Origin of the sequence: Amycolatopsis sp. NPDC049688, from assembly GCF_040674975.1 — a bacterium.
In the GTDB taxonomy this organism is placed as follows: domain Bacteria; phylum Actinomycetota; class Actinomycetes; order Mycobacteriales; family Pseudonocardiaceae; genus Amycolatopsis.
Window position 1 is genome coordinate 46,348 of the sequence record NZ_JBFANY010000009.1, and the last position, 12,727, is coordinate 59,074.

The window sequence follows — 12,727 nt, forward strand, 5'->3', positions numbered from 1 at the left end:
GTTTGATCACCGCTTCGAGAAAGCGCTTACTCAACGACTGGACTGATCGGGTCGCCGAGGTTGACAACCTCCGCGGGGTCTGGTTTGAATCGGTTCACAGCGAGCTGACCGGAGGCCGACGATGTCCCCGCAGTCCCCTCAGTTCCCCCTGTCCAGACGAGTCTTCCTCGGCGGCGTGTCCGCGCTGGCGGCCACGGCCGTCACCTCGGCGACGGCCACGCCGGCCACCGCGGCCACCCCGGCGACGGCCGGGGGCGAGGTGCGCCTGCACTGGCTGGACGGCAGGCCCGCCGCCACGACCGGCTGCGCGTTCGGCGTCCCGTGGCCGCGGGGCACGCTGGCCCGGAACGTCCCGCTCGCCCTGCACGCCGTCGACGGCACCGCGGTCCCGGTGCAGTCGTGGCCGCTCGCGTACTGGCCGGACGGCTCGGTCAAGTGGACCGGGCACGCCGTGACGTCGTCCGCCACCGCGGACGCGTTCGCGGTGGCGCCCGGCGCGCCGGCGCCGCCACCGGTTCCGGTCACCGTGCGCCGGTCGCCGCGCGAAATCGTGCTGGCCAACGGAACCGTCGAGCTGAAGCTGGCCACCACCGGCGCCGTCGCCGTGCCGTCGCTGTCCCGGGGCGGCCGGGTCGTCGCCCGCGACGGCGAGCTCGTGCTGCAGCTGCAGGACCAGCCCGACGACGAAACCCGGGCCCCCCGCCGGGAAGACTGGGCGGGCATCGTCGAACGCGCCGAAGTCGAACAGCCGGGCCCGGTGCGCGCGGTGGTCAAGCTGACCGGCCGGTACCGGCGTGACCGCGGCCGCGGCACCCGCGCGATCCTCCCCTGGACCCTGCGGGTGTACCTCGGCGCCGGCGACGATTCGGTCCGGATCGTGCACAGTTTCCGCTGGGACGCCGACGAAAACCACGACTTCGTCCGCGGCCTCGGCCTGCGGTTCTCGGTCCCGCTGACCGACGAGCCGCACAACCGGCACGTCCGCTTCGGCACGGCCGCCGGCGGGGTCTGGGGCGAGCCCGTCCGGGTGCTCACCGGCCTGCGCCGCGACCCCGGCGCGGCGGTCCGCAAGGCCCAGACCGACGGCACCGCCACCCCGCCGGTCGCGGAATGGGGTCAGCAGGTGCGGGACGGTTACCGGAACCTGGCGCTGTGGAACGACTTCACGCTGTTCCAGGAGTCCGCGCGCCACTTCGCCGTGTGGAAACGCACCAGCGCCGCGGGCAGCTGGCTCAAGCACGCGGGCCGCGGGGACCGCGCGTCCGGCTTCGGCTACGTCGGTAGTCCCGTCGGCGGGCTGGGCTTCGGCCTGCGCGACTTCTGGCAGCGCGCCCCGCGTTCGCTGGACGTCCGCGGCGCCGCCACGGACACGGCCTCGGTCACGCTCTGGTCGTATTCCCCGCTGGCGCCCGCGATGGACCTGCGCACCTACGACACGGTCGCCCACGGGCTCGATCTGTCCTATGAGGACGTCCAAGAGGGCTTCGCGACGCCGCAGGGCATGGTGCGCTCGACCGAGCTGCGGCTGTGGGCGACGGCGGCCACGCCGTCCCGCGACACGATCGCCGCGCTCTCGGCCACGTTGACCGCGCCGCCGCAGCTGGTCACGGACCCGGCCACCTACCACGCGGCCGGGGTGTTCGGCCGCTGGAGCCTGCCCGACCGCAGCACGCCCGCCCGCGCGGCCCTCGAAGACGGGATCGCCCGCGAAATCGGCTTCTACGCCGATCAGGTCGACGAGCGCGAGTGGTACGGCTTCTGGCACTACGGCGACGTCATGCACACCTACGACGCGGACCGCCACGAGTGGCGGTACGACGTCGGCGGGTACGCCTGGGACAACGCCGAACTCGGCACGGACGCCCTGCTCTGGTACGCCTTCCTGCGGTCCGGCGATCCCCGGGCGTTCCGGCTGGCGCACGCCATGACCCAGCACGTGTCCGAAGTGGACACCCACCACAGCGGCCGGTTCGCCGGGCTCGGCTCGCGCCACGCCGTCGTGCACTGGGGTGACGGCGCCAAGGAAGCGCGCGTCGGCGAGTCGTTCACCAAGCGGTTCTCCTACTACCTCACCGCCGACGAGCTGCTGGGCGAGCTGATCCGGTCCTCGCTGCAGGCCGACGAAACCCTGCGGACGGTCGACCCGCTGCGCGAAGTCCTGCCGCCACAGACGAAGGCGCCGGCCCGCGTCCGCATCGGACCGGACTGGTACGCGCTGGCCGGCAACTGGCTGACGGAATGGGAACGCACCGGCGACGTCCGCTGGCGCGACCGGATCGTCACCGGCCTGCGGGACATCGCCACGTTCCCCGCCGGGCTGTTCACCGGCGAGGCCGGCGGCGCGGTCGGCTTCGACCCGGCGACCGGCCACCTGGTGAACCTGGAGAAGGGCGACTTCGACGGCGGCTACAACCTCTCGATGGCCTTCCTCGGCGAGCAGTTCCTCTGGGAGACCCTCGATCTGGTCGACGTCCCCGAGTTCCGCCGCACCTACCTGGACTTCGCCCGCTACGCCCAGGCCCCGGCGGCCGAGAAGATCGCCCGGTACGGCCGCGACTTCAACCCGGGGCTGTTCAAGACGATCTACTCCCGCGTCACGGCCTGGGCGGGCGAGCAGCTCGGCGACGCGAGCCTGCGCCGGCGCGGCTGGGACCAGTTCACCAGCGACCCCGCGGGGAAGCCGTGGCCGCCCGCGGAACGCGTCACCGGCCCCGCCGTGGCGAGCCCGGTGACGGAGATCCCCACCCGCACCACGACGAACCCGGCCGGCGATTTCGCCACGTTCGCCACCAACGACTTCGCCCAGCGGAACCTGGCCGTCATCGCCCTGCTCGCCATCGCCCCGGGGGAGGCGCCGTGAAGGTCCTCGCCGTGGTCGCCGCCCTCGTCCTCGGCGGAGTCCCGGCCGCCGCGTCCCCGCACTGGACCGTGTGCGCCGGCTCGTGCTCGTTCGACGTGCCGGCGGGCGACTACGAGATCGAGGCGCTCCTGACCGGGCAGACCGGCCTCGACGTGGAAGCGCGCCGGATCGCGCTCGCCCCGGTAGCCACCCGGCCGGGCGAGTACGTCCACCGCTCGGTGACGGTCGAGGTGCGCACGCCGGAAGGCATGCCGAGCGGGGAGAACGGGCCGGGCACACCCGGCCTGCAGGTGCGGCTCACCGGGCCGGCGCCGCGGCCGGCCCGGATCGCCGTGACGCCGAAACCGAAGGCCCCCAGGGTTTTCGTCATCAGCGACTCCACCGCCGCGGACTGGCCGGATCTGCCGAAGAACGGCTGGGCCCAGGCGTTGCCGGAGTACTTCCGCGCCGGGCCGAGCGTGCGGAACTACGCCCAATCCGGCGTGAGCACAGTCAGCTACCTCGCGGACCCGCGCTACTTCGCCCGCGTGCAGCCGATGATCCGGCCCGGCGACACGGCGCTGATCCAGCTGGCGCACAACGACAAGCAGACGACCGAAGCCGACTACCGGGCCAACCTCGCGACGCTGGTCGGCGGTGTCCGCGCGCGGGGCGGGGCGCCGGTGCTCGTCACACCCCCGGTGCGGCACCGGTTCGGCGCGGACGGGAAGCTGACGCCGCTCGGCCTGGTGGTCAACAACCTGGGCGTCGACCTGCCCGCGGTCATCCGGGATGTCGCCCGGCAGCAGCGGATCCCGTTGCTCGACCTGACCGCGCGCAGCCAGGCCCTGCTGGAAAGCCTGGGCGAGGCCGCATCCTGGCCGCTGTACCTGACGCTCGCGCACGACGGCGTCGACGACGCGACCCACCTGAGCCGGTACGGCGCCGAGCGGTTCGCCGCCCTCGTCGTGCAGGCGATGGCGCAGGCCCGGTTGCCGCTCGCGCGGTTCCTCCGCCCCTGACGGGTGACGACCGTTTCCGCCGAACCCGTCCTGGGTATTTCCCGGGCGCCGGCAACCGGCCATGCGTGCGTGCTGCGCGAGGTGAGGTCATGGTGACGATGACGGGTGAAAGCGGTCCTCTTCCGATCAGCATCGAATCCGCCGACGTCGCGGAACTGGAAGCGGCGGTCGGTGTCCTGCGCGCGCTGGATTACCGCCAGGGCGGCGGGTTCTGCCGCGACGCCGTCCGGGTGGTCAAGACGGCGAGCCTGCTGCTGCACTGGGGCACGGTGCCGGACCGGTTGCGGGCGAGGCTGCACACGGTCCTCGCCGACGTGCACAACCTGCTGGGCTGGACGGAGTTCGACACCGGCCACCCGGTCCCGGCCCGCCGCCGCTTCGAACGCGCGCTCGGGCTGGCGGCCGAGGCGGGCAACGACAGCCTGGTGGCGAACATCCGCTACCGGCTCGGCCGCGTCCACCTGCACCACCACGACGTCCCGGGCGCGCTGGCCGAGTTCGCCCACGGCCGCGCGGCGGCCCATCGCTCGGCCTCCCGCCGGGCGACGGCCATCCTGGCGGTCAACGAAGCCTGGGCGTGCGCCATGGGCGGCGACGAGCACGCGGCCCTGAGCGGGCTGGCGGCGGCCGAGACGGCGTTCGCCGACGCGGCGGGGTCCGACCCGCGCCCGTGGGAGGCGTTCTTCGCGGAGACGGACATGGCCGCAATGCGCGGCACGGTGCTGACGGAACTGGCGGGCGGCCACCGCGGCCGCGCGATCACCGAGCTGACGACCGCGGCGGCCCGGTACGGCCCGGACATGGCCCGCAGCCGTTCCCTGACGTTGATCATGCTGGCCCAGAACCACGCGGGCCACGGCAACCTCGACGAGGCGGCCCGCATCGGCACCGAGGCCATCGACCTGGCCGGCACGGTCGCCTCGGTCCGGCCGAAGGACCGGCTGGCCCCCCTCGAACGGCTGCTCCTCGGGCATCAGGGGGACCCGGTGCTCGGCACGCTGCCGGAACGGATCGCCCGGTACCGGTCGCGACCCCTGAGCTGAACCCCTCAGCGCCCTCGACGGTGACCGTGGCCAGGGCGCCGCCGGCCCTGAAGCAACGCGAGCAGATCGTGATGTCGGCGGCGGAGATCAGTGGGTTCCTCGACGAGCAGCGGGTCGCCACGGTCGGGCCGTCGGGGCGGCCCCACCGGGCCGTCGGGGCGGCGCCCATTCGGGTCATGAAGCGATGTTTGACCGCCGGACGTCCCGGGTACCACCGACCCGCAGAGGACTGGCAGGAGAAAGGAGCCGGCATGGCATCGCGGTCGTCCGAGCTGAGCAGGAGGCATCGTGACGGCTGACGGCCCCCGGATCCAGCCCCAGGATCTCCTGCGCGTGACGGCGCACCCGAGCGGCGACGCGGTCGTGCTGGCCGTGGCGGGCGAGCTCGACCTGCTCAGCGCGCCCGTGCTCAGTGACGAGATCGCCACCGCCCTCGCCGGCTCCCCGCCGCTGCTGGTGATCGATCTGTCCGAAGTGTCCTTCCTCGCTTCCATCGGCATCACGGTCCTGGTCGAAGCCCGCCGCACGGCCGGCCCCGGCACCCGGGTCCGGGTCGTCGCGCCCGAGAGCGGCATCGTCCACCGCACCCTCGGGCTGACCGGCCTGCACGACGCGCTGGCCGTCGCCACCACCCGGGCCGACGCGCTCGCCGGCTGACCACGGGGCAGGATGTCCCGATGAGCATGCGCAGCAGGAACAACGTGACCGTCACCGGCCGGGAAGACGGCACGACCGTGCTGCTCGCCCACGGCTTCGGCTGTGACCAGAACCTGTGGCGCCTGGTCGTCCCGGACCTCGCGGCGCGGTACCGGCTCGTGCTGTTCGACCACACCGGCGCCGGGCGTTCGGACCTGACGGCCTGGACCCCCGAGCGCTACGGCAGCCTCGACGGCTACGCGGACGACGTCTTGGCGATCTGCCGCGAACTGGACCTGCGTGACGTCGTGCTGGTGGGCCACTCGGTCAGCGCGATGATCGCCGTGCTGGCCGCCAACCGCGAGCCGGACCGGTTCGCGAAGCTGGTGCTGCTCACCCCGTCGCCGTGCTACGTCGACGACGAAGGCTACCGGGGCGGGTTCAGCCGCGCCGACATCGACGAACTGCTCGCCGCGCTCGAGTCGAACTACCTCGGCTGGTCGGCGACGATGGCGCCGGTGATCATGGGCAACCCGGACCGCCCGGAACTCGGCGAGGAGCTGACGAACAGCTTCTGCCGCACCGATCCCGCGATCGCGCGGGTGTTCGCCCGGGTGACGTTCCTGTCCGACAACCGGGCGGACCTGGCCGAAGTGACCGTCCCGACGCTGATCCTCGAGTGCGCGAACGACGCCATCGCGCCGCCGGAGGTGGGGCGGTTCACGCACGAGCAGATCAAGGACAGCACCCTGGTCACGCTGGCCGCGACCGGGCACTGCCCGCAGCTCAGCGCGCCGGAGGCGACGGCCGCCGCGATCACGGCGTTCGTGAGCGGGCCGTGATGTGCGAGGCCGGGGACCAGGCAGGCCCCGGTCACCGCGAGAGCGCCGGCCCGGCGTTCTCCGCACTCCTGGAGGACAGCGCGGAAGACCTCTACGAGCACGCGCCCTGCGGATACCTCTCGACGTTGCTGGACGGCACGATCGCGAAGATCAACGCGACCCTGCTCGGCTGGCTCGGCCGCGAACGCGACGAGGTGGTCGGCCGGCTCCGGTTCGCCGACCTGCTGACCGTCGGCGGCCGGATCTACCACGAGACGCACTTCGCGCCGCTGCTGCGCATGCAGGGCGAGCTCGGCGGCGTCGCGTTCGAGCTGAAGGCGGCGGACGGGACACGGCTGCCGGTGCTGGTGACCTCGACGGTCAAGACCGGCACCGACGGCCAGGCCCAGCTGATCCGGACCACGATCTTCGACGCGCGTGACCGGCGGGCCTACGAGCAGGAACTGCTGCGGGCGCGGGAAGAGGCCGAGCGCGAACGCGACCGGGTGCAGCGGCTGGCGCGCACGCTGCAGCAGACCCTGCTGCCGCCGGCCCTGCCGGAGGTGCCCGGCCTGGAAGTCGCGGCGTACTACCACCCGGCGTCCGCCGACGAGGTCGGCGGCGACTTCTACGACCTGTTCCCGCTGACCGGCGGCCGCTGGGGGTTCTTCCTCGGCGACGTGTCCGGGAAGGGGGCCGCCGCGGCCGTGGTGACGTCGCTGGCGCGCTACACGCTGCGCGCGGCCGCGGTGTCCGATCCGGACCCGGTCACCGTGCTGGACCGCCTCAACACCGTGCTCCACCACGAATACCGCGGCGCGGACCCGCGCTACTGCACCGTCGTCCACGGGCACATCGAGCGCCGCGACGACGGCGCGGCGGTCACCCTCGCCACCGGCGGCCATCCGCCGCCCCTGCTGATCCGCGCCGACGGCTCGCCCCGGTTCCTGGACGCCCCGGGCGGCCAGCTGGTCGGCGCGTTCGCCCACGCGCGGTTCACCACCGTGGACGTTCTCCTGGAACCGGGTGACACCTTGCTGCTCTACACCGACGGGCTGACCGAAGCCCGCGCGCACGGCCGCGTCCGCTACAGCGAAGAGCAGCTGCAGGCCCACCTGACCGGCCTGGCGCCGGCCACCGCGTCCGCGGTGGTCGGCGCGGTCACCGACCTGCTCGCCGGCTTCGGCGACGGCGTCGAGGACGACACCGCCCTGCTGGCGTTGGGCATCCCGCTTCCCGGAGGCGATCGAACGTGACCGGCATCCCGTTCTCGGTGACCACCCGCACGACGGCGGCCGGGCCGGTCGTCACCGTCGGAGGCGAACTCGACGTGGCCACGGCTCCCCGCCTCCGCGCCGCGGCAGGCACCCTCGCGCTGGGGAGCGGGCAGCTGCTGGTGGTGGACCTGGCCGGGGTGACGTTCTGCGACTCCAGCGGCATTTCCGCGCTCATCGCGGCCCGCAACCTCGCCGAAGCGGCCGGCGCCCGGGTCGCACTGGCCGCCGTCCCCGCCCGGCTCGCCCGGACGTTCGCGCTGATCGGCCTCGCGGACTTCTTCCCGACCTACGCGAGCGCCGAAGACGCCGTCAAAGACTGACGATCCCGAAGGCCGGCCGGGCGGCCCCAGCTCGGCCGGCACCGGAACGCGAGCTCACCCGCGAGCACCCGCCGGCCCCAGCTCGGCCAGCACCGCCCGGATCGCCGGGCTCGCCTCCGCACTCCGCCGCCACACCGCGTGCACCTCCCGCTCCGGCGGCCGCCCCAACGTTCGCGCGATCACGTCCTCGCCCAACGGCGGCCGCGCCAGTCTCGGGATCAGCGCGACCACCTGTCCCGACGCCACCAACGACACCTGCGTCGCGAAGTCGTCGACCAGGTGGCGCACGTCCGGCTCGTGCGCTGCGCCCGCGAACAGCCGGCGGAACCACTGGTGGCACACCGTTCCCGGCGGGCTGGTCACCCACGCGTGCGCGGCCAGCTCGGCTTGGCCCAGCGGCCCGGACGCCAGCGGGTGCGTGCGGCTCATCACCACGTCGCCGACGTCCGTGTGCACCCGCCGCTGCGCCAGCGACGGGGGCAGCGGCGCGGGCGGCAGCCCGTCCGCGTCGTGGATCAGGGCCAGGTCCGCCGTGCCCGCGCCGACGCTGTGCAGGGCCTCGGCGGGGTCCTGCTCGGTGAGCTCCACCCGCAGCTGCGGGTACGCCAGCCGGGCCACGACGGGCGCGAGCAGGCCGCGGATGGCCGTCGAGAAGGCCGCCACGCGCAGCGTTCCGCGCGGGGCGCCCGCCGAGACCGATCTGGCGGCTTCGGCGCAGCGCTCCAGCGCCTGGAACACCTCGGGCGCCGAATCCACGATCGCCTGCCCGGCCGGGGTCAGCACCACCCCGCGGCCCGCGGGCGCGAGCACCGGCACCCCGACCTGGCGTTCCAGCCGCTTGATCTGCTGCGACACCGCGGACGCGGTGAAGCCGAGTTCTTCGGCCGCCCGCGCCAGCGTCCCGAGCGCGGCCACCGAGCGCAACGCGCGCAGGGCGCCCACCTCGATCATGAAGCCAGGCTACGCAGTATCGGCGAAAAAGCATCACTGGACCGCATCGATCCACCCCGGGCAAGGTCGGACCATGACCGCATTCGGCGCCAACCTCGTCGCGATGGTGACCCCCATGCAGCCCGGCGGCGGGCTCTGCGAAACCGGCCTCGCCCGGCTCGTCGACCACCTCCTGGCCACCGGCTGTGACGGCCTCGTCGTCGGCGGGACCACCGGCGAGTCCCCCACCCTTTCCGACGCCGAAGCCGCCGGCCTCGTCCGGGACGTCGTGGCCCGGGTCGGCACCCGCGCGCGGGTGATCGCCGGGGTCGGCACCTACGACACCGCCGCCAGCATCCGCCGGGCCCGCCAAGCCGAGGCGGCCGGCGCGGACGCGCTGCTGCTCGTCTGCCCCTACTACTCCCGCCCGACGCAGGACGGCGTGCTCGCCCACTGCGTGGCCGTCGCGGACGCCACCGAGCTGCCGGTGATGCTCTACGACGTCCCCGCGCGGACCGGCGTCGCGCTGGCGCCGCCGACGCTGATCGAGCTGGCCGGCCACCCGCGGATCCGGGCGGTCAAGGACGCCAAGGGCGACCTGTTCGAGGCGAGGACGGTGATGTCCCGCACGTCACTGGCGTACTACTGCGGCATCGACGATGCTCAACCTGCCGTACCTGGCGTCCGGCGCGGCGGGCCTGGTGAGCGTCGTGGCCAACGTGGCGGCCGCCCGCACCGCGGACCTCATCCGCGCGGTCCGCGACGGCGACCTCGTCAAGGCACGGGCGATCAACGACGAGCTGATCCCGGTGACCGAGCGCCTCATGGGCTCCGGCACCGGCGCGGCGAACGCCAAAGCCGCGCTGGTGGAGCTGGGCGTCATCCCGCACGCGACGGTCCGGCTCCCGCTGGTGGAAGCCGGTAGACCGACACGTGCGATCCCGACTCCGCCGTGAACTCCGCCCCGGCCCAGTCGGCATGCCGGGACTCCAGCTCGAACCCGGCCAGCCGGCCCATCAGGTCGAGCTCGGCCGGCCAGACGTAGCGGTGTGGGGAGCGGCCCACCCGCGCCTGCCGCCCCTCGCCGAAGGTGAAGTGGTGCGAGACGAGGTGCTGGCGCACGGTGTCGTAGGTGTCCACGCCGACGTACCCCGAGCCGGTGTGGAAGACCAGCGCGTCCTGCCCGGGCGGGAGCCGCCGCAGCTCCGGGACGCCCAGCTCGATCACGAACCGGCCGCCCGGGCCGAGGTGGCGGGCCGCGTTGCGGAAGCACTCGACCTGCTCGTCCTGGGTGAGCAGGTTCGAGATCGTGTTGTAGACCAGGTAGACGAGCGAAAACGGGCCCGGCGCGGTGGCCGTCGCCATGTCGCCGACGACGACCGGGATCGCCGCCTTGGCCTGCAGCCGGGCCAGCATCGGCTCGGACAGCTCGATGCCGGACACCGGTACCCCGCGCTCGGCGAGCGGAACGGCGATGCGGCCGGTCCCGATGGCGAACTCCAGGGCCCGCCCGCCGTCCGCCAGCGCGGCCAGGCGCTCGACCGCGGGCCCCACGACCTCGGGAGCGAACATCCCCTGGCCCGGCGTGTCGTAGCGCTCGGCCGTTTCGGCGTCCCAGATGTCTTCTTGGCGCACGCCGTCCACCCTGGTGCGCGCCGCAGGGACTGTCCAGCCAATTAGATCTTGCCCGATTTCGGGCAAGAATTTGGGTTTCATCGACCCAAGCGGGCATGATGGCCGGCGTGGCGGAGACCGACATCGTCGAGCGCGTGGCCGCGTCCACCGGATTGCCGCCGGGGGTCGCCGCGCGGGTCGTCGACGACGTCCTGGCGTTCTACCGGATGCCGGCCGAGGTCTACGTCCGCCGCCGGCACACCGAGCTGCAGGCCGAGGGCCGGAAGAACCCCGAGATCTTCCCGCTGATCGCCGCCGAGCTCCGGGGCCGGCTGGTGGCCGCGCCCGAGTTGTCGCAGCGGCAGCTGCGCCGCATCGTCTACGGCTAGGAAGGTTCGCCCATGTGCGGAATCGTCGGCTACATCGGCGGCCAGAACGCCGCCCCCATCCTGCTCGAAGGCCTGACCCGGCTGGAGTACCGCGGCTACGACTCGGCCGGGATCGCCGTGCTCGGCGCCAAGAACACCGCGCAGGTCCACCGGGTCGTCGGGCGGGTGCGCAACCTCGCCGCGGCGCTGCCCAAGCGGCTCACCGGCAAGGTCGGCATCGGGCACACGCGCTGGGCCACGCACGGGCCCGCGTCGGAGGCCAACGCCCACCCGCACACGTCCGAAGACGGCCGCGTCTGCGTGGTCCACAACGGCATCATCGACAACGCCGACGCGTTGCGCGCCCAGCTCGCCGACGCCGGTGTCACCCTCACGTCCGAGACCGACACCGAGGTCCTCGCCCACCTGATCGCGCGCTCCACGGCCGAAACCCTCGAAGACGCCGTCGTCGAGGCGGTCTCGCGGATCACCGGCACGTACGCGATCGCCGTCACCGACAGCGCGCACCCGGACCGCCTGGTCATCGCGCGCAACGGCTCGCCGCTGATCATCGGGGTCGGCGAGCGGGAGATGTTCGTCGCCAGCGACCTCGCCGCGCTGGTCCGGCACACCTCGCAGGTCGCGCACCTCGACGACGGCGAGTTCGCGACGGTCTTCGCCACCGGCTACCGCACCTTCACCGTCGACGAGAGCGACACGACCAAGCCGGCCACCGAGATCGACATCGCCGCCGAAGACCTCGACCTGGGCGGCTACCCGCACTACATGGCCAAGGAGATCCAGGAGCAGCCCGACTCGGTCGCGCGGATGATCCGCGGCCGCCTCGACGACCGGTTCGGCGTCGCCCGCCTGGACGGGCTCAACCTGTCCCCGCGGGAGCTGCGCGGGTTCAGCCGCGTGAAGATCCTCGGCTGCGGCTCGGCCTACTACGTCGGGCAGATCGGCGCGACGATGATCGAGGAGCTGGCCCGGATCCCGGCCGACGCCGAAGCGGCGTCCGAGTTCCGCTACCGCAACCCGATCATCGAGGCCGACACGCTCTACATCGCGGTCAGCCAGTCCGGCGAGACGATCGACACCGCCTTCGCCGTCGAGGAGATCAAGCGCAAGGGCGGCCGGGTGGTCGGTCTGGTCAACGTCGTCGGCTCGACGATCGCCCGCGCCTGCGACGGCGGCGTGTACCTGCACGCCGGCCCGGAGATCGCGGTCGCCTCGACCAAGGCGCTGACCAACATGGCCGTCGGCTTCGCGCTGATCGCGCTGGCCCTCGGCCGCGTGCGCGATCTGTCCAATGCGGACGGCCAGCGGATCATCAGTGCGATCCGCGCGCTTCCCGGCCAGATCAAGTCCGTTCTGGACGGCGAACCGGAGATCGCCGAGCACGCGAAGACCGTGGCCGCGGCGAACAGCCTGTTCTTCGTCGGCCGGGTCCGCGGCTACCCGGTGGCCCGGGAGGGGGCGCAGAAGTTCAAGGAGATCTCCTACCGGCACGCCGAGGCGTACCAGACCTCCGAGCTCAAGCACGGCCCTCTGGCCCTGATCGACGAGGCCCTGCCGACGGTCGCCGTCGTCCCGTCGGACGAGCTGACCGAGCGCAACCTCGCCGCCGTGCAGCAGATCCGGGCCCGCGGCGGCGCGGTCCTGGCCGTGACGCACGAGGACGTCGACTTCGGCGAGCTCGACGTCCCGCGGATCGTGGTGCCCAGGACCGAACCGGAGCTCGACCCGGTCCTGCTGACCATCCCGTTGCAGCTGCTCGCCTACCACGCCGCGCTGACCCTGGGCTACGACATCGACAAGCCGCGCAACCTGGCCAAGTCCGTCACCGTGGAATAG

Annotated in this window: 12 protein-coding genes and 1 pseudogene; 11 read left to right on the forward strand and 2 right to left on the reverse strand. The window is 73.2% G+C overall.

The window, feature by feature from the left end:
• The first annotated feature begins 121 nt into the window (after nucleotides 1-121).
• From AB0J55_RS26840 to AB0J55_RS26870, 7 genes are all read left to right on the forward strand, one after another.
• On the forward strand, nucleotides 122-2,860 hold the full coding sequence (locus tag AB0J55_RS26840) for a hypothetical protein (protein ID WP_364253955.1): 2,739 nt from the start codon (nucleotides 122-124) through the stop codon (nucleotides 2,858-2,860).
• The gene (locus AB0J55_RS26845) at nucleotides 2,857-3,861 is read left to right on the forward strand and encodes a GDSL-type esterase/lipase family protein (protein ID WP_364253958.1); all 1,005 of its coding nucleotides are present in this window, start codon (nucleotides 2,857-2,859) and stop codon (nucleotides 3,859-3,861) included. Before AB0J55_RS26840 ends, AB0J55_RS26845 begins: the two co-directional genes overlap by 4 nt.
• Nucleotides 3,862-3,950: 89 nt before the next feature.
• On the forward strand, nucleotides 3,951-4,904 hold the full coding sequence (locus AB0J55_RS26850; RefSeq protein WP_364253961.1) for a hypothetical protein: 954 nt from the start codon (nucleotides 3,951-3,953) through the stop codon (nucleotides 4,902-4,904).
• 288 nt (nucleotides 4,905-5,192) lie between these two features.
• On the forward strand, nucleotides 5,193-5,561 hold the full coding sequence (locus AB0J55_RS26855) for an STAS domain-containing protein (RefSeq protein ID WP_364253964.1): 369 nt from the start codon (nucleotides 5,193-5,195) through the stop codon (nucleotides 5,559-5,561).
• 20 nt (nucleotides 5,562-5,581) lie between these two features.
• Entirely contained in the window at nucleotides 5,582-6,382 is an 801-nt protein-coding gene (locus AB0J55_RS26860) for an alpha/beta hydrolase (protein WP_364253967.1), read from the forward strand.
• Nucleotides 6,382-7,617 (forward strand): SpoIIE family protein phosphatase, encoded by a 1,236-nt coding sequence (locus tag AB0J55_RS26865; RefSeq protein WP_364253970.1) that lies wholly within the window; start codon nucleotides 6,382-6,384, stop codon nucleotides 7,615-7,617. The genes AB0J55_RS26860 and AB0J55_RS26865 overlap by 1 nt, the downstream gene beginning before the upstream one ends.
• Complete coding sequence (locus AB0J55_RS26870) at nucleotides 7,614-7,958, forward strand: STAS domain-containing protein (protein ID WP_364253972.1); 345 nt, start codon at nucleotides 7,614-7,616, stop codon at nucleotides 7,956-7,958. The genes AB0J55_RS26865 and AB0J55_RS26870 overlap by 4 nt, the downstream gene beginning before the upstream one ends.
• A 54-nt stretch (nucleotides 7,959-8,012) precedes the next feature.
• Here the strand turns inward: AB0J55_RS26870 and AB0J55_RS26875 are convergent, their stop codons facing one another.
• Nucleotides 8,013-8,909: a LysR family transcriptional regulator gene (locus AB0J55_RS26875; protein ID WP_364253975.1), complete on the reverse strand. Its 897-nt coding sequence runs from the start codon at nucleotides 8,907-8,909 to the stop codon at nucleotides 8,013-8,015.
• Between the two features lie 115 nt (nucleotides 8,910-9,024).
• Here AB0J55_RS26875 and AB0J55_RS26880 point away from each other — a divergent pair.
• Nucleotides 9,025-9,492 (forward strand): annotated as a pseudogene (locus tag AB0J55_RS26880) (dihydrodipicolinate synthase family protein); the annotation flags it as partial.
• A gap of 55 nt (nucleotides 9,493-9,547) precedes the next feature.
• Nucleotides 9,548-9,844 (forward strand): dihydrodipicolinate synthase family protein, encoded by a 297-nt coding sequence (locus AB0J55_RS26885; RefSeq protein ID WP_364254770.1) that lies wholly within the window; start codon nucleotides 9,548-9,550, stop codon nucleotides 9,842-9,844.
• Here AB0J55_RS26885 and AB0J55_RS26890 read toward each other — a convergent pair.
• Entirely contained in the window at nucleotides 9,768-10,460 is a 693-nt protein-coding gene (locus AB0J55_RS26890; RefSeq protein WP_364254773.1) for a class I SAM-dependent methyltransferase, read from the reverse strand. The two genes, AB0J55_RS26885 and AB0J55_RS26890, sit on opposite strands and share 77 nt — an antisense overlap.
• 158 nt (nucleotides 10,461-10,618) lie before the next feature.
• Between AB0J55_RS26890 and AB0J55_RS26895 the strand changes: the two genes are divergently transcribed.
• Both AB0J55_RS26895 and glmS read left to right on the forward strand, forming a co-directional pair.
• Entirely contained in the window at nucleotides 10,619-10,891 is a 273-nt protein-coding gene (locus AB0J55_RS26895) for a hypothetical protein (RefSeq protein WP_364253978.1), read from the forward strand.
• A 12-nt stretch (nucleotides 10,892-10,903) separates the two neighbouring features.
• Nucleotides 10,904-12,727 (forward strand): glutamine--fructose-6-phosphate transaminase (isomerizing), encoded by a 1,824-nt coding sequence (glmS, locus tag AB0J55_RS26900; RefSeq protein WP_364253981.1) that lies wholly within the window; start codon nucleotides 10,904-10,906, stop codon nucleotides 12,725-12,727.